A 16971-nucleotide genomic window follows, 5' to 3' on the forward strand; every position below is an offset into this window, starting at 1 on the left:
ATGAATAAAACTTTGAAATACTCACTTATTATATTTATCAGTATAATATTATTGTTAATTATTATTCCTTTCTTTATTCCTTTGAACAATTATAAAGGGATAATAATAAGTAAAGTCAAAGAAACGATAAATAGAGATTTAACTATTAATGGCGATATAAAATTATCTTTATTGCCAAATCCTGCAATATCCTTACCAGAAGTTAAGCTATCCTCAATAGATAAAACAAAAGATCCTTATTTAGTATCTGTTGAAAACGCTAAAGCTTCACTTAAGCTTCTACCACTTTTTAGAGGAGCAATTGAAGTAGCATCTGTAGAGTTACAAAAGCCAGTGATAAATCTTGAAGTTTTAAATAATGGACAAAAAAATTGGGAGTTTTCCACGCCTAAAAATAAAGCTGAAATAAATCAAGATACTCCTATACCTACAGTTTCTAATGCCAAAACCGAGCTAGAACTTCCTATTCTTATCAATCATTTTAAAATTTCAGATGGTAAAATTATATATAGAGAGAATGGTAATGAAAAAATATTTAACAATATTAATTTAGATACTAAAATTAAAAGCATCAAAGGTCCAATAGATTTTACTTTAGCGTTAGAGGCTCTAGAGCAAAAAATTTATGTAGATGGTAATATTGAAGAAATTGGAAAAGTAATTCCATTAACTGCAAATATCAATATTGCGGACGAAAAAATTAAAATTGAGGGAAAAATCGATAGTGAAAATAATTCTTTTATAGGTCTTGCGAATATTAAGGGTAATACTAAAACTTTAGGGCTGCCAAATGATTTACAAAATGATTATGAGTTAACAGCATCCATAATTGCGGATAGCAAAAATCTAAATTTAAAAGATGCAAGGCTCAACTATACTAATATAGAATTACTGGTAAACGCAAATTATGATATAGAACATAGTAGTTTAAAGGCAAATATTATTGCAAATCCGGGTAATATCGTTGGTGATATTAACTCTAATTTAGATAAGACAAATATTTTCAATGGTAATATTAAAATAGTAGTAGATAATCTAAAACCTTTACTTAATGCTTTAAAAATAAAAACTGATAAATTACCTCCTATTATTAACCAAAAAATTTCTCTTATTTCCAATGTAGTTTATAATTCACAAGCTTTAATTTTACATAATATCAATTTAATTTCTGGAAATAGTAATTTATCTGGTGATGTAACGCTGAAGAATCTAAAACAAGACATATCTGCTATTCATAATTTAAAAATTAATAATTTTGAGTCATTTATGGCTTTGCTTGGTGTTAATAATCTAAATCGTGTTGGAACATTACAGTTAAATGGAGAAGTACAAAAAACCAAGGATATATTACATATAAATGATAAAATATCAGCTTTTAATACTAATATAGCAATTAAAGGCGATGTTAATTTAGCTTCTCAAAAAACTAATTTTAACCTTAATATATACAGCCCATTAATTAGCCTAGAAAAAATTACCTCAGGCAGTCCTACTCCTACCTCTAGTTCTAATCCTGCTGCAACTAATATAGGTCAGGCGTCTGCTCCTAAAAGTAGCACCCCTTGGTCAAATAATCCTATAGATTTAGCTTTTTTAGATAAAATTGAGGGACAGCTATCCGCAAATATAGATAAACTAACCAATGATTCATTGGTAATAAATAATTTTAAAGCAAAATTAGCTATTACCGGAGGTAAGTTAAATATTACTTCAGTTAGTGCAAATATTTATGGTGGTGATCTTAACGCAACTGGTTATGTAAGCTCAGGAAAAGATCAAAATGCAGCGATTAAAATTGATTTAAAAAATGCTTATGTTAAAAGCTTAACTCCGCAAAGTGGTAAAATAAAAATAACCGATGGACGATTAAATTTTACCACCGAACTTAATTCTACTGGTAATAGTGTTTACACATATGTTAATAATTTAAATGGACAATTTAACGTAAATAGTAGTAATGGACAAATTAGCGGATTTGATTTAAACCGCATTGTGGATGCAATAAATAATGCTAAAAATACTGAAGGAGTGCTACGCCTTATTAATGGCTCTTTTAGTGGCGGTACTACATCCTTTTCTAATTTAGTAGCAACCGGTAATATAGAGCGTGGCACAGTACGACTAACTGAATGTCATTTAGATGCTAGCCCTGCTAAAGCCAATGCTCATGGTCAAATCAACCTACCACAATATATGATGGATGTTGGTGCAAGTGTCACTATAAATAATTTTCCTCCTCTAGGGGTTAAATTTTATGGTTCTATAAATAATCCACAACATAAATTAGATATAGAAGCTCTTCAAACATATTTAATAAAAAATGTATTTAGCAGCGTCATCAAAGATCTAAAAAGCGGTGAAAAGAAACCTGAAAATATTATAAAAGATGCTTTGGGTTTAAGAAACAAAAAGGAAGATAGTAGTAATAACGAGCAAAATAATACAGAGCAACCGCAAAACCAACCTACCGATCCTGTTAATAAACTGCTGCAAAAAGGATTAAAGAAACTGTTTTGATTTGTAGTATTTATTATACAGTTATGTTATAAACTTAAAAGATAAGTATAATTATTTATAATTATGAATAACAAACAAATAAACAAAACCATTAGTTGTTTTGATGTAGCTAATTATTTCTTAGTTCTAGTAGATAGAGAAGCAGGAGATACTATAACTCAGTTAAAACTTCAAAAGCTAATATATTTTGCTCAAGGTATTCATCTCGCTTTATTTAATAAACCTTTTTTTGAAGAAGAGATTGAAGCATGGAAACATGGACCAGTAGCACCGAAATTACGTATACCGTTCGGTAATTTACAAGATGGTCCAATTGCTGCTCCTGGTGAAATGGACTTTGATATTTACACACAACAACAAAAAAACTTAATTTATAAAATATATTCTATATATGGAGAACATACGGCAGGCTATTTACGTAATTTAACACACCAGCATTCTATTTGGCTTGAAGCTATAGGAAATATAGATCATACTATGACCAAAGAAAAAATACAGGAATTTTTTAAAGTTAATATAATCAATAATATTAGAGATTATATTTTACTGATTAATAAGGAAGATCTTGAACAAATAGAAAACGCAGAAGATCAATGGTGGATGAATTATGATAGCGGTGTACCTGCTGAAGATATTACAGAACAACTTTTAAAAGCAAAACAAAAACAAGAAGGTAAAAATTTTGAAAGTTGTTTAGTATGATGAAGCTTTAACACAGTTAGAATTTTGGAAGCACACTAATAAAAAAATGACTAAACGAATACATCTTTTAATAGATAGTATCATGTCGACACCTTGTATTGGTATAGGAAAGCCTGAACCTTTAAAGTATGAGTTAAGTGGTTTTTGGTCTCGAAGAATAGATCAAGAGCATAGATTAGTTTATTCTTTTAATAAAGAAACTAAAATTATAATAATCGAAAGCTGTAAAGGACATTATTAAAATTCGCACAACTAAAATAGAATATAGCAATATATTAAATAACTCAGATTTTATTCAGAATCTGAACTGGATATTGATTCACCCATACACTCTAAATTAAATGGTAATATTTTAGTAGGACAATATATTTTTTTATCTTTAACTAATTTTTTGTTGGGATACTCATCATTATCATTGTTATTCTTATCTATATCTTCTTCATATTTTCGTTTTATACCTCTATTTCCAAATTTTTCTTCTTCTAATTCTATGAAATCGTAAGGTATAGCTTAATGCGATAAGGTAGTGACTTTTTCAAGAGCATAGTAAACCGCATCAAAAAAGTGCTCAAAATTAGAAACAGTTTTTCTTATTTCGTTCTTGATTTTAAACCAGTAATGCTCAATAGGATTTAAATCAGGAGAGTAAGTTGGTAAAAATAAAATACTGCAACCAACAGATTCAATTAACGTTTTCACTTTTGTACTTTTATGAAAATTAATATTATCCATTACTACTATCTGACCAGGCTTTAACTCTTTGATCAATATCTCTTGTACATAAGTTTCAAAAATGTCCTTATTACATGTCCCATCAAATATTATTGGGGCAATAATATCTTTGGCAGACACCCCAGCAATCATACTAATCCGTGATTTATGTTGATAGACCCTTTCACCATAACATCTTTGACCGATAATGCTCCACCCGTGTTCTCTACAGCTATTATCTTCTATCCCAGATTCATCGATAAATACTAAATCTTGTTTGTCTATAGTTTTTAGTTTCAATATAAACTCATTCCTTAGACCAACATCTCTTTTGGGATGAAGAAAAGTTTTTTTATAACTATAACCTAATTTATTAAGCAATCTTGATATCGTACTTGCAGATACTTTTTGACTCCAGTTGTTAGCTAGTTCCATGGTGGTTTTATCAAAATTTAATTCTATAAATTTTTTAAATCCTTCTATGTCTCTTATTATTCTACGATGTCCTGTATGATAACCACTTTTTGCTTTGATATCGCCGGTTTGTTTCTTTAATTTTTTCCATTCTATTATAGTCTTCCTACTAATAGAGTATATCTCAGAAGTCTCTTTTATTGTTTTACCATCTGTTAAACTTTTTATTACTCGTATTCTTAAATCGTATGAATATGCCTTTGCCATAAGTTTTTCATTTATGGTAAATTAAGTTGAAGTTTGCGTATTAAAGAATTGAATTAAAGCATTATATAATTGATCAAATTGAGTAATTGTAGCTTTAATCCATCGCTTCATATTGACCCAAAATTTCTCTATTGGATTTAGATCAGGGGAGTAAGGTGGTAAGAATATTATCCTACAACCTACTGATTCTATTAGTTCTTTGGTCCTTTGAGACTTATGGAAAGCAGCGTTATCCATCACTACAACTTGTCCAGGTTTTAGCTCTTTTATTAAAAATTCTCCAACCCAACTTTCAAATAATTGTCTATTACATGTTCCATTAAATATCATCGGTGCTATACACTCTTTATTAACATAACCAGCTATGATATTTGTTCTGTTGTAATATTTACCGCTTTTTTTACCAATAAGTTTTTCGCTTTTTTTGCCCCATCCTCTATCTTTGCAGATATTTATCTCAATACCACTTTCATCAATATATACAAGATGTTCTATTGGTGTATCTTTTATGACCTCTTGGTACTTATCTCGCTTTTCTTGACTTGCTTCCAAGTAGGAAAAGTCTTTTTTTTATAGCTAAAACCTAGTTGCTTTAACCAATAATACGCACCCACAGAACTCATATTAAAATACGTACCCATTTCTAATAATGTGAAATTAGGATTAGAACTCACGTACAACTCAACATCTTGACTTGTTACCCGTCCTTTTTTGCCTCCTATTCTTCTTGCTAAATAATGTCCTTCGGACTTATATCTCTTATACCAATTCCTTACTGTGTTTGCTGCTATTTCAAATCTTATCGCAGTGCTATTGCAGCTATTACCTCTTTCTACATATCCTATAACTCTTTTTCTAAAATCTTGACTATATGATCTTGGCATTTTCCTTTATATATATCATCCCTATACTCAAACCTCAACTTAATTTACTATAGTATAATCTAACTCATACTCTAAGTCACTATCTTATCGCATTAAGCTATATTTTTTCTCTTCAATGTAAGATATGAGATCTTCTATATCTTCTTCAACCTCTGAATCATTACATAAATTACTTGTGAGATTATTATTATATTTGTTAATTTCTTTTAAGATTGGGCTAAGTCTATTTAAAGATGTAAAATTTTTTTCTCAAGGGAGTAGTAATTAAAGCATATTTTTGCTATTTCTTCTAAGTATTTATTATTGTTTATAAGATCTTCACTTATTATATTTTGAATCTCGTTAATTTCTGCACATATTCCTAATAATATCAAAAGATTTTTAAGATTTGAATAATTATTAATTTGTTTATGATATGGAGTAGCTTTTTCATCTAACTGACAATTTATTATATCAGATAGTATCCACAAGAATTTATCTTTATAATCTAATGAATATTTTGTCTTAAAATTTAGGTATTTACTTAGAGCATCGTTAGTTTTTGAATTTTCATTTACCCATTGTCTACATTTTTCAGTATCATAAATTTTATCATTGATCAACTCTATGACTTGATTACTTTTTACAAAATTTTTTAATATTTGTTGTTCCTTTTGAGTAAACTGTCTTGTACTTACCATTTTTAATATTATTTATTTTTCTATAACTTGATTGTCTAGCCCTAAAAGAGAGGGACTAATATTTTTATCAATATAAGATACTAAATCTGATAAATTTTTAGGAAAATCTTGAATTAATTCAGTAACTTTTATAGCTTCTTCATTAACTTTTATTTCTTTTAATAAAACAACAAGGTCTTGATACAATGATTCTTTATTTGAATTTAATTGAATAGCTTTTTTGATAAAAATAATAGATTCTTTTGGCTTGATTTTATAAAATATGTTAAAATATTCTTCATAATAAAATGCTCTATTTGGATCTAGTTCAATAGCTTTTTCTAATGCTTTAACTGAATTATCTTGTTGACTTTCCATTAGATTAGAACTTAAGCTATGAAAAACTTCAGCTTTTTTATCACTATAATTTTCAGTCTTTTTATATGCTTGAATAAAGCTTAGAACTTCATCCAAACTAAATTCAGCAAATTTTTTAAATTTTCTTTCTCTTCCACATATTTATAATTTTTATGAAGATTTAAACATTTTTCAAATAATTTAGTAATTTGAGTCATAATATTTTCCTGTTTAATTATAAAATATAATTATAGTTGGCAAAAATCTAAAAGTAGAAATATGAGGAATAAATAAAATATCGAATAAGCAAAAAATCGTTTTGCCTGCCTATTATCAGCCTTATCATAAAATAATGATATAGAATAATATAAAAACCCTAAACCAAGTAGTACAGCAGTTAATAAATATATAACATTACTCGTACCTATAAAAAAAGGCATAAGAGAGACCAAAAATAAAATTATGCTATAAATTAGAATTTGCTTTTTAGTATATAAAGCTCCTTTTATTGCAGGCATCATAGGCACTCTACAGTTTTTATAATCATCGTTACAAAATAAAGCCAAAGCCCAAGAATGAGGCGGTGTCCAAATAAAGATAATTAGGAACAATATAAAAGAATCCAAAGACACGCTGCCACTTACAGAAGCATAACCTATTACAGGGGGAAGAGCTCCAGCTGCTCCACCAATAACAATATTTTGTATAGAACTACGCTTTAACCACATAGTATAGATACAAATATAATAAAAAATAGTAAATAATAATAATAATGCTGACAGGAAATTTACACATAATGCCATAAAAAACACTGAAAAGAATGCCATTATCAATCCGAATGATAATGCTTCATCAGCTTCTATAGCACCTCTTATTATGGGTCTTTTTTGTGTACGTTTCATTAAGGCATCAATATCCCTATCATACCACATATTAATTGCTCCAGCACTACCCGCACCTATGGCTATACAGATTAAAGCAATTATATTAATGAAAGGATGCAGTGAATTAGGAGCAAGCCACATTCCAGAAAAGCCAGTAAAGACAACCAACGACATTACGCGTGGTTTCATTAGTAAAATATAGTCTTTAACTGTACTTTGATGGTAATTAACTTTATCTAAATCTATTGATTTTGTTAAAGAGTTCATATAAAAGTTTTTTTACTAAATATAAAAAGTTTTAAGGTAAAAATCAACGATTGACTTTAATGCAAGAAATGTATATATTTTTTTGTAATTATAATTTAAAAGTTAAGGATATTTTCAGTGACAAAAATCGTACGTTCTAAATATAAAGCTAGTAGAAGACTTGGTGTTAGCTTATGGGGTGATGGTAAAGATGCATTTAATACCCGAAATTATCGCCCAGGTCAACATGGACGCAATACCATGGTTAAAACCTCTGATTATGGGTTACATTTAAAAGCTAAACAAAGAATAAAATGCCATTACGGTCGTATCACTGAAAAGCAATTTAGAAATATCTTTGGATTTGCTCAAAAAATGAAAGGTAATACTGGTGAAAACTTCATTGGATTACTTGAAAGTAGACTTGATTCTATAGTTTACAGAATGAATATTGCACCAACTATTTTCTCTTCTAGACAATTAATATCACACGGTCATATCAAAGTAAATGGTAAGAAAGCTGATATAGCAAGTATGCGTCTTAAAGAAGGTGATGTTATAGAGATCAAAGAAGCTTCAAGACAAATGGGCATCATTCAAGAATCAGTTTCAAAGCAAGGTCAAACAACACCTGATTATGTATCATTTGATGTAGATTCGCTAAGTGGTAAATATCTAAGAGTCCCAACAATTTCCGACGTTAGATATCCTTTCACTCCTGAAGTTCACTTAGTAGTCGAGCTATATTCTCGTTAATATCATGCTTATTTAACTTAAAAAAACTACAAGCACTGCGGTACGAACTACATTAAGTAACTACCGCCGTTCTTTGTCTTACGGATTCCTAGCTCTTTTTCAAATTAAACTTCGTCTACCTACTGTTTTCATATCTTTGCAATTTAAGTGAGGTTGTTGTATAGATCGAAAAATATCCTCTGTGCGTCATACCGTGGCGACATTGCCCGCATGGATACCAAATCAGCATAAGCTTGGCAAATGAAATTAGCGTGGCAATCCAGAAAAAATAATAAAAAATACTAATTTTATTATTATTTTTAACTGGATCATGTGAATAAATAGTACCGGGCAGTCATTAAAAAAGTCCCCTCATAGCCAAGAAACATTATAAGTTTTGACGAAGCAATCTAGTAAAATGCATAGCATTTTTATTATTTTTGGCTCTGTCCAAATAAGTGTGTAAATTTCCCAAAGGTTATATAAAAGAAAATATAACAAAAAGAGAAATTACAATGACAGAGAAACAAAATGCTGCAATGGATCAAGCGATAGATTTATTGATCAATAATGATACAGATGTATCAACTTTATTTGCGTAGGATGATTTATTAAAAGAACTGACCAAGCGTCTTGTAGAGAGAGCTTTACAGTCTGAGATGAATAATCATTTAGGATATAGCAAGTATAATCAAAGTGCTGCCCAGAATTCACGTAATGGTTATAATACAAAGAATCTAATTACAAAGAATGGTGCTGTTGAGATTGAGGTACCAAGAGATAGAAATAGTAGCTTTGAACCATCATTGGTAGCAAAGCGTCAAAGAAGACTTGATGGTTTTGATGATAAAGTACTATCTTTGTATGCTAAAGGTATGAGTTTATCAGATATAAAATTACAGCTTCAGGAGTTATATGGAGCTGATGTAAGCAAGAGTTTAATTAGCGGGATCACAGATGATATAATAGAGGATGTTAAGCTATGGCAGAGCCGTCCATTAGATCCAGTATATGCTATAGTATTTTTTGATTGTTTAATAGTAAAAGTGCGTCAAGATAAACGTATTATCAATAAATCAGTATATGTTGCCTTAGGCGTTGATTTAGAAGGACGGAAAGATATTTTAGGATTGTGGATCAGCGAGAATGAAGGAGCTAAATTTTGGCTTGGTAATTTTACTGAGATGAAAAATAGAGGTATGCAAGACATACTGATAGCATGTAGCGATAACCTTAATGGTATGTCTGAAGCTATAGGTGCTGTTTTTCCAAAGACGGAGCATTAATTATGTATTGTACATCAAATTACAAATAGTTTAAGATATGTATCATACAAGGACCGGAAAGAGCTTGCTGGTGATTTAAAACCTATTTATTACAGCTAGCACAGAAAAAGAAGCACTTTCCGCTTTAGAGGCTTTTGAATCTAAATGGAATAAACAATATCATCAAATTGCTAAATCTTGGTACGTTCACTGGGATAATTTAATGATTTTCTTAGGATATCCAGAAGAAATAAGGAAAATAATTTATACAACTAATGCTGTGGAATCCGTTAATAGTCAACTTCGAAAAGTTACAAAAAATAAACGGGTTTTTCCAAATGATAATGCTGTTTTTAAAAGCTTATATTTAGCAATTGATTACATGACCAAAAAATGGTCAATGCCTATGCCAAATTGGAATGCGGCTATGGCTCATTTTTTAATAAAATTTGAAGATAGAATCTAGTCCTTTGAAAAAGTTTGCACACTTAATTGGGAAGACTCGATTTTTTCTGGATTGCCAAACTTGCTTCGATTATTTGCAATGACGTACTGTCTAGCACTATTTCTTTAACTGCCCAATACTATAAATTACATTTATAAAAAGTTCCGAGGAGGGCTATTACACCATGATTTCATTATAGCCTAGAGCATCCTCAGTATGCTCTTCACCTTCAAGCTTTATTTCTTCCGTTGAGTCTTCCGTAACACAAATACTTAACATATCGTCTTTAGCTTGCTCTTCTTGCCATTTTAAACTTGCTTGTTCAAAATTAACGATGCGTTCTTTTACTTCTTCTAATGTATAACTTTCAGCCTTTTGTAAAAACTGTTCTATATCTTTTTTTAGGTCTGGATTTTCTTCGCTAAATTCTTCAAAAAATTTCTTTATACCTGTTAATAGTTCAGCTTTTTCATATTCTATATCATCTTCAAAACCTTCATCTTCTAAATCTAAAACTTGTTTTTCAGATTTAGCTTCTATACTTTCTATATTCTCATCATCTCCAAACCCCTCATCCACGATATTATTTTTATCAAAAACATTAGAAAATAATTCTTTATAATAATCATTCTCAACAATTTTATTATCGGGATTATTTTTATTATAATTAATGATTATCCTATCAACAATTTCTTTATAATTTTCATTATAATTTATATTCTTAAAATTAGAGCTTTCATGAATAGATTTGTTTGCTAGCTCTTTAAGTACTTGAAGGTTTTCAGAGCTTGAATTACTCATTCCAGAATGCTCTTCCGGAATATAGGTAGCTACTTCTATTAGTTTATCACCAAAAATTTTTTGTGTGATTATTTCATCAGATAGTTGCGTTGCATCTAAAATTTTACCTGTTATATTATTTTTTAATAATTCTATTATTCCTCCACCACAACAAATAGTTTGGTACTCATCATTTGATTCCTCTTTTAATGACAAATACATAGCATTATCAATTTTATAATTATTTTCCTCCAATAATTTCCATGTCATTAAAGCCGGATCATTAGCATACACCCCTCCATCAATAATTGTAAGATGTTTAGTGTTAGTGACATTACTTAATGATTTACTAGGAAAAAATCCTGGTGCAGCGGTTATTTCTTGAATTATATGTAATAGTTGAGATTTTATCTTACATTTAGTAAAATAAATTAATTATTAAATGGAGATAAGAAATGAACTTAAATCAAAAAATAATAAAGCCAAAATTAGGATTACTAGAACTCGCTAAGAGTCTTGGTAGCATATCATCAGCATGTAAAGCGATGGGCTATAGCAGAGATAGTTATTACAGATTTAAAGAACTGTATGAAACTGGTGGTGAAGAAGCGTTGTATGAAATTAGTCGAAGAAAGCCAATAATAGCCAATAGAGTTGATCCAGCGATAGAGAAGGCAGTAATGGATATGGCAATAGAATATCCAGCATATGGTCAGCTAAGAGTATCAAATGAGCTTAAGAAGAGCGGTATACTTGTATCACCTGGAGGAGTGAGATCAATTTGGTTACGTAATGATTTAAACAATATCAATAAAAGGCTTAAAGCATTAGAAGCAAGGATGGCTCAGGATGGTATTGTACTTACTGAATCTCAGTTACAAGTACTAGAGAAACGACGTAGCGAAAAAGAAGCCCATGGCGAGATTGAGACACAGCATCCAGGTTATCTAGGATGCCAAGATACATATTATGTAGGAAATTTTAAGGGTATAGGTAAGGTTTATTCTCAGGTATTTATTGATAGCTATAGCAGAGTAGCTGATGCTAAACTATATACTGATAAAACAGCTTTAACTGCTGCTGATATGCTTAATGACCGCGTGTTACCATGGTATGAAACTCAAGGCATACAATACTTCGTATTCTGACAGATCGCGGGTCAGAATATAAGGGAAATATAGAGCATCATGCTTTTGAATTATTTCTAAGTATCGAAGGTATAGAACATACTATTACTAAAGCATATTCTCCTCAAACAAATGGTATGTGTGAACGTTTTAATAAAACTATGACACAAGAATTCTTTGATACAGCTATGCGGAAAAGGATCTACACTGATCTTGATGATTTACAATTAGATCTTGATATTTGGTTAGAGCATTTCAATAATGAGCGACCACATTCAGGAAAATATTGTTATGGTAAAACGCCTATGCAAACTTTTAAGGATAGTAAGAAATTAGCTATTGAAAAGAACAATGAAATCTTATATCTTGAATACTCATCTGACAGTCATAATTTATCAGATATTCAGATATAATTTTTATAGTGTCTGTAAGATCAAATCTTGACTTCTACACATTATATCAGATAATAAATAATTATTATCTTCACTCTTCCTAGCCTCTATTGTAGAAAAAGTAATAAGTGGATTTCCTTTATTATCAAGATCATAGCCTGTAACTACAACATCTCCTATTAAATCTTTTAAAGTGTAATCCTTACAATATTCTTTCAATAATTTTATTAAAGGTTCTGGAGAAAATTTATTACTTAATAAGCCGTTTAAACTCCATACTTTCCTAAGAGTTAATTCCTGCGGAAAAATATCTTGGGCCATTTTTTCAAATAAATCTACAACCTCTTGCATAGTAAGTAATGGTTTATGAGGATCATTAGGATCAGGTATTCCAGACAAAATAGCAATAAGTCCACCAACACTAGTACCTCCTCTAACAGGAAATAATTCACAGGTGGGCTTACCAGTTAATTGTTCTATATTGTTTAATATCACTACTTCTATCTCTCCTTTTACCCCCTCCTTCTAATAATAAGAGATTTTTTCCATTATCATTAGTAACTTTCTCTACTTCTGCCATTATTACCTCTTAAAATAAAAATAGAGGGCAATATATAATAAAAGTTAACGATTGTCAATTTGTTGTCACTTGAATACTTAATGTTTTTAACTTATAAAATAAAGTTACAACTATTAGTAAACTATACTTGATTAGTAGTTAATATTTTAGTATATAGATAAGGATATTTAAAAAATTAAGGGTAGAAATTATGATTGAGTATGATCCTAAGGATATAGGACTAAAAGTTGTTGAAATATATCCAGATGTACAAAAGGTACTAAGTTTATTTATTATTCCTGAGCAAAAACAATATTTAATTAATTATGTGCAAAGCAAGATATTAGAATGTATGCCAAAAAAAGATGTAATTACTGCAATAGCAACAGTTAATTGTGTTTTAGGCACTGTAGAAATTTCACCACAAGAATTTAATCTAAGCTTTATAGAACCAATAGCACAACAAAACGATTATACAGATTTTGCGGTTAGTTTTTTAGGCTTATGCGATGCTTTTACTAAATAAGAAAAACTAATTTATGAAAAAAATACTATATAGACAGCTCTGATGAAGAAAAAGAAAATCAGATAATAAATAAAATTATCTCTATAAATTATAACAATTATTTATTTAATAATATACTAAATATTAAAAATATTCATAATGCTGATGAATTTAAAGCCAAACTAGGATTAATATTACATAACTTAGCTGATAGGTTCTTTAGGAGTTCTATAATAAATAATGCTTATCAAAAAATTAAAGAAAGAAAATTAAGTTTAAAAGATACAAATCGTAATAAACTATTAGATAATATCAAGTTATCATTTAATATTAAACTGGATCAATTATTTATTAATAATAAGGAAAATCCTATTACAGATGAAGACTGTATTCAATTATTTAATTTTTTATTTGATAAACATGTTGACTTACCAAATGTCTTTATTACTAAAAACGAAATTACAAATAATAAAATTAAAAGTTCTCTAATTGAAGAAATACAAAAAAACAGAGAAATTAATTTAAAGCTTTTATTTCAAAATAATTTAAATATTGAAATAAAATCAAATGATTCTACAAAAATTCTAGCTTGTTCAAAAGTTACTAATCGAAATAATAAAAATAAAATAAAATATTTGACGATAAAGGAAGCTAAAAACCACAGCTCTTCTACTTCTTATGAACTATCAAATTCAGAACTACCTGCTTTTACTGATAGCCACGTGATACATTATGAAACCGGCAATGTACAAACTGAGATATTCGGATTTGGAACTTATAAAGATATTTTTCAAAGAATGTTACGTAACGAAACACATAGAGAAAATATAGTAGAACGTATTTTTGAATTAGTTCAGAACAAAAAAATTGCTAATACAGAAAAACTTTCTCAAGAATTAAATAATTTTGCGGAACAGTTAACTCATCTATTGTTTATAGTCGAAATGCAAAGGAATAATGCTACTTTATTTACTGCTCCTATGTTTCTTGAGCTTATTATCAAAGATACTAAATATTTAAAAGAAGAAAATTTTTTCAATTCAAACTGCAATTTCAAAATCTAGAGGAATAGTTAATAATAATTGTTTTGAGTTACCTAATACTCATTTTATGGATTATGATATAAATAATATTAAAGAAGATTTTTTGTTACTTAGAAATGAAGGTCATATATTAGTTGAATGGTTTAGCAAATTTGTAAATAGTAAATTAGAACATATTAATCAATTATTTAATATAATAACTTCTGTACAAGCAACTAAAATTAAGATAAACGACAACATTAATTTAATAAATTTAAAAGAATTACAAGATTTCATTAAATTAGTTAATAGCACAAATTTTTCCAATGGCTTAGTTAAATCATTAGAAGAAAATTTATAGTAAATTAAGTTGAGGTTTGAGTATAGGGATGATATATATAAAGGAAAATGCCAAGATCATATAGTCAAGATTTTAGAAAAAGAGTTATAGGATATGTAGAAAGAGGTAATAGCTGCAATAGCACTGCGATAAGATTTGAAATAGCAGCAAACACAGTAAGGAATTGGTATAAGAGATATAAGTCCGAAGGACATTATTTAGCAAGAAGAATAGGAGGCAAAAAAGGACGGGTAACAAGTCAAGATGTTGAGTTGTACGTGAGTTCTAATCCTAATTTCACATTATTAGAAATGGGTACGTATTTTAATATGAGTTCTGTGGGTGCGTATTATTGGTTAAAGCAACTAGGTTTTAGCTATAAAAAAAAGACTTTTCCTACTTGGAAGCAAGTCAAGAAAAGCGAGATAAGTACCAAGAGGTCATAAAAGATACACCAATAGAACATCTTGTATATATTGATGAAAGTGGTATTGAGATAAATATCTGCAAAGATAGAGGATGGGGCAAAAAAAGCGAAAAACTTATTGGTAAAAAAAGCGGTAAATATTACAACAGAACAAATATCATAGCTGGTTATGTTAATAAAGAGTGTATAGCACCGATGATATTTAATGGAACATGTAATAGACAATTATTTGAAAGTTGGGTTGGAGAATTTTTAATAAAAGAGCTGAAACCTGGACAAGTTGTAGTGATGGATAACGCTGCTTTCCATAAGTCTCAAAGGACCAAAGAACTAATAGAATCAGTAGGTTGTAGGATAATATTCTTACCACCTTACTCCCCTGATCTAAATCCAATAGAGAAATTTTGGGCCAATATGAAGCGATGGATTAAAGCTACAATTACTCAATTTGATCAATTATATAATGCTTTAATTCAATTCTTTAATACGCAAACTTCAACTTAATTTACCATATATAATTTAATTCCTCATTTTGGCAGTCGACCAGAACAATATTTACTATTATTTAAAGAAGCACTATTAAAAAAACCATATTTTCAAAGAAAGTTAAGAACTTGATAGAAAATACATTCTTTGAATTTCAAAAAATATTACCTAAACTTGATTCTTTTTTGGTTAAAGTACAAGCAGATTTAAAAAAGGATATCAAGAAAATTATCCCTGAGATTTTACAAATTTTATGCACGAAGATAAAAGAATGGTAATAATATTGATGCACCTGAATATATCACAAATGTAAAAACAGTAGAAGAACTTAAAAACAAAGAAGTATTAAAAGATATTACAGCCAAAATAAATAACTCTAATTCTATATTTTCTCAATCCGGAGATAAATTAAAATTTTCAATACCTCCTGTTAAAAGAAAACCAGTTAGTACTGAAAATATTAATAACAAACTTTTAAAAACTTATAATGAAGAAACTTATGATTCAAGTTTAGATGATGTAATAAAAGAATATTATAAGATAATGGGAGAAGATAGCAGTTCTATATCCTTGTAAAACTACTATTAATATTATAATTTTTTTCTGGTCCTAGGACTTGATAATTAAGAATAAAGGAATCAGGATTTAGAAATATATAGGTAGCATTATAGTGATCTTTACCGCACAAATGCTTACCTATAGCTGTTGTGTAATTAATAAAATCTAACTGATAAAACAAGCTATTATCTGGAGTAGTAAAATATTTGATGATGCTATTATTTTCCAAAATATATTTATATTCTTTAACTGCAAATATTTGTTTATTACAACCATAATAATTAAAAATTATGGTAAATTAAGTTGAAGTTTGCGTATTAAAGAATTGAATTAAAGCATTATATAATTGATCAAATTGAGTAATTGTAGCTTTAATCCATCGCTTCATATTGGCCCAAAATTTCTCTATTGGATTTAGATCAGGGGAGTAAGGTGGTAAGAATATTATCCTACAACCTACTGATTCTATTAGTTCTTTGGTCCTTTGAGACTTATGGAAAGCAGCGTTATCCATCACTACAACTTGTCCAGGTTTTAGCTCTTTTATTAAAAATTCTCCAACCCAACTTTCAAATAATTGTCTATTACATGTTCCATTAAATATCATCGGTGCTATACACTCTTTATTAACATAACCAGCTATGATATTTGTTCTGTTGTAATATTTACCGCTTTTTTTACCAATAAGT

The 16971-nt window shown here is 29.0% G+C and carries 16 protein-coding genes and 5 pseudogenes; 11 read left to right on the top strand and 10 right to left on the bottom strand.

Annotation, left to right across the window (positions count from 1 at the left end):
- The 3 genes and pseudogenes from ACICQC_RS06685 to ACICQC_RS06695 form a co-directional block, all read left to right on the top strand.
- On the top strand, nt 1–2517 hold the full coding sequence (locus ACICQC_RS06685) for an AsmA family protein (protein WP_395476456.1): 2517 nt from the start codon (nt 1–3) through the stop codon (nt 2515–2517).
- A gap of 63 nt (nt 2518–2580) precedes the next feature.
- Nucleotides 2581–3219, top strand: a complete 639-nt coding sequence (locus ACICQC_RS06690) for a Panacea domain-containing protein (RefSeq protein WP_395476457.1) — start codon at nt 2581–2583, stop codon at nt 3217–3219.
- Nucleotides 3218–3460: pseudogene (locus ACICQC_RS06695) on the top strand (Txe/YoeB family addiction module toxin); the annotation flags it as partial. The gene ACICQC_RS06690 and the pseudogene ACICQC_RS06695, both read left to right, overlap by 2 nt.
- Nucleotides 3461–3729: 269 nt before the next feature.
- Here ACICQC_RS06695 and ACICQC_RS06700 read toward each other — a convergent pair.
- From ACICQC_RS06700 to cyoE, 6 genes are all read right to left on the bottom strand, one after another.
- Nucleotides 3730–4611: an IS630 family transposase gene (locus ACICQC_RS06700; RefSeq protein ID WP_395476242.1), complete on the bottom strand. Its 882-nt coding sequence runs from the start codon at nt 4609–4611 to the stop codon at nt 3730–3732.
- A gap of 21 nt (nt 4612–4632) precedes the next feature.
- Complete coding sequence (locus tag ACICQC_RS06705; protein WP_395476458.1) at nt 4633–5163, bottom strand: IS630 family transposase; 531 nt, start codon at nt 5161–5163, stop codon at nt 4633–4635.
- Nucleotides 5118–5495, bottom strand: a complete 378-nt coding sequence (locus ACICQC_RS06710) for an IS630 transposase-related protein (RefSeq protein ID WP_395476240.1) — start codon at nt 5493–5495, stop codon at nt 5118–5120. The genes ACICQC_RS06705 and ACICQC_RS06710 overlap by 46 nt, the downstream gene beginning before the upstream one ends.
- 227 nt (nt 5496–5722) lie before the next feature.
- The gene (locus tag ACICQC_RS06715; RefSeq protein WP_395476459.1) at nt 5723–6175 is read right to left on the bottom strand and encodes a hypothetical protein; all 453 of its coding nucleotides are present in this window, start codon (nt 6173–6175) and stop codon (nt 5723–5725) included.
- 12 nt (nt 6176–6187) lie between these two features.
- On the bottom strand, nt 6188–6628 hold the full coding sequence (locus tag ACICQC_RS06720; protein ID WP_395476460.1) for a hypothetical protein: 441 nt from the start codon (nt 6626–6628) through the stop codon (nt 6188–6190).
- A gap of 131 nt (nt 6629–6759) precedes the next feature.
- Nucleotides 6760–7662 (bottom strand): heme o synthase, encoded by a 903-nt coding sequence (cyoE, locus tag ACICQC_RS06725; RefSeq protein ID WP_395476461.1) that lies wholly within the window; start codon nt 7660–7662, stop codon nt 6760–6762.
- Nucleotides 7663–7779: 117 nt separating this feature from the next.
- On the opposite strand from cyoE, the gene rpsD reads away from it, so the two are divergent.
- A complete protein-coding gene (gene rpsD, locus ACICQC_RS06730) occupies nt 7780–8397 on the top strand; it encodes a 30S ribosomal protein S4 (RefSeq protein ID WP_011477507.1) in 618 nt (205 codons plus the stop codon).
- 494 nt (nt 8398–8891) lie between these two features.
- A pseudogene (locus tag ACICQC_RS06735) lies at nt 8892–10107 on the top strand (IS256 family transposase).
- A 156-nt stretch (nt 10108–10263) separates the two neighbouring features.
- Here the strand turns inward: ACICQC_RS06735 and ACICQC_RS06740 are convergent.
- A pseudogene (locus ACICQC_RS06740) lies at nt 10264–11265 on the bottom strand (patatin); the annotation flags it as partial.
- Nucleotides 11266–11321: 56 nt separating this feature from the next.
- Between ACICQC_RS06740 and ACICQC_RS06745 the strand changes: the two are divergent.
- Nucleotides 11322–12406: pseudogene (locus ACICQC_RS06745) on the top strand (IS481 family transposase).
- A 39-nt stretch (nt 12407–12445) separates the two neighbouring features.
- Here the strand turns inward: ACICQC_RS06745 and ACICQC_RS06750 are convergent.
- Nucleotides 12446–12965: pseudogene (locus ACICQC_RS06750) on the bottom strand (patatin-like phospholipase family protein); the annotation flags it as partial.
- A gap of 190 nt (nt 12966–13155) precedes the next feature.
- Between ACICQC_RS06750 and ACICQC_RS06755 the strand changes: the two are divergent.
- The 5 genes from ACICQC_RS06755 (at nt 13156) to ACICQC_RS06775 (ending at nt 15742) form a co-directional block, all read left to right on the top strand.
- Nucleotides 13156–13470, top strand: coding sequence for a hypothetical protein (locus ACICQC_RS06755; RefSeq protein ID WP_395476463.1), 315 nt, complete (start codon nt 13156–13158; stop codon nt 13468–13470).
- Between the two features lie 614 nt (nt 13471–14084).
- Nucleotides 14085–14513, top strand: coding sequence for a hypothetical protein (locus tag ACICQC_RS06760; protein WP_395476464.1), 429 nt, complete (start codon nt 14085–14087; stop codon nt 14511–14513).
- A gap of 82 nt (nt 14514–14595) precedes the next feature.
- Complete coding sequence (locus ACICQC_RS06765) at nt 14596–14832, top strand: hypothetical protein (protein ID WP_395476465.1); 237 nt, start codon at nt 14596–14598, stop codon at nt 14830–14832.
- Between the two features lie 47 nt (nt 14833–14879).
- Nucleotides 14880–15257 (top strand): IS630 transposase-related protein, encoded by a 378-nt coding sequence (locus ACICQC_RS06770; protein ID WP_395476240.1) that lies wholly within the window; start codon nt 14880–14882, stop codon nt 15255–15257.
- A complete protein-coding gene (locus ACICQC_RS06775) occupies nt 15212–15742 on the top strand; it encodes an IS630 family transposase (protein WP_395476342.1) in 531 nt (176 codons plus the stop codon). Before ACICQC_RS06770 ends, ACICQC_RS06775 begins: the two co-directional genes overlap by 46 nt.
- 544 nt (nt 15743–16286) lie before the next feature.
- On the opposite strand, the gene ACICQC_RS06780 is transcribed toward ACICQC_RS06775, so the two are convergent.
- Nucleotides 16287–16511, bottom strand: a complete 225-nt coding sequence (locus tag ACICQC_RS06780) for a DUF6314 family protein (protein WP_395476466.1) — start codon at nt 16509–16511, stop codon at nt 16287–16289.
- A 69-nt stretch (nt 16512–16580) separates the two neighbouring features.
- Complete coding sequence (locus ACICQC_RS06785) at nt 16581–16967, bottom strand: IS630 family transposase (protein ID WP_395477675.1); 387 nt, start codon at nt 16965–16967, stop codon at nt 16581–16583.
- Between the last annotated feature and the right edge of the window lie 4 nt (nt 16968–16971).

It is taken from the genome of Rickettsia endosymbiont of Pantilius tunicatus (genome assembly GCF_964291875.1).
Lineage (GTDB): Bacteria > Pseudomonadota > Alphaproteobacteria > Rickettsiales > Rickettsiaceae > Rickettsia.

What these genes read in the sequence shown, in the direction of transcription:
- ACICQC_RS06755 (WP_395476463.1), top strand. Translation starts at nt 13,156, where the DNA reads ATGATTGAGTATGATCCTAAGGATATAGGACTAAAAGTTGTTGAAATA.
- ACICQC_RS06710 (WP_395476240.1), bottom strand. Translation starts at nt 5,495, where the DNA reads ATGCCAAGATCATATAGTCAAGATTTTAGAAAAAGAGTTATAGGATAT.
- ACICQC_RS06685 (WP_395476456.1), top strand. Translation starts at nt 1, where the DNA reads ATGAATAAAACTTTGAAATACTCACTTATTATATTTATCAGTATAATA.
- ACICQC_RS06700 (WP_395476242.1), bottom strand. Translation starts at nt 4,611, where the DNA reads ATGGCAAAGGCATATTCATACGATTTAAGAATACGAGTAATAAAAAGT.
- ACICQC_RS06690 (WP_395476457.1), top strand. Translation starts at nt 2,581, where the DNA reads ATGAATAACAAACAAATAAACAAAACCATTAGTTGTTTTGATGTAGCT.
- ACICQC_RS06770 (WP_395476240.1), top strand. Translation starts at nt 14,880, where the DNA reads ATGCCAAGATCATATAGTCAAGATTTTAGAAAAAGAGTTATAGGATAT.
- ACICQC_RS06715 (WP_395476459.1), bottom strand. Translation starts at nt 6,175, where the DNA reads ATGGTAAGTACAAGACAGTTTACTCAAAAGGAACAACAAATATTAAAA.
- cyoE (WP_395476461.1), bottom strand. Translation starts at nt 7,662, where the DNA reads ATGAACTCTTTAACAAAATCAATAGATTTAGATAAAGTTAATTACCAT.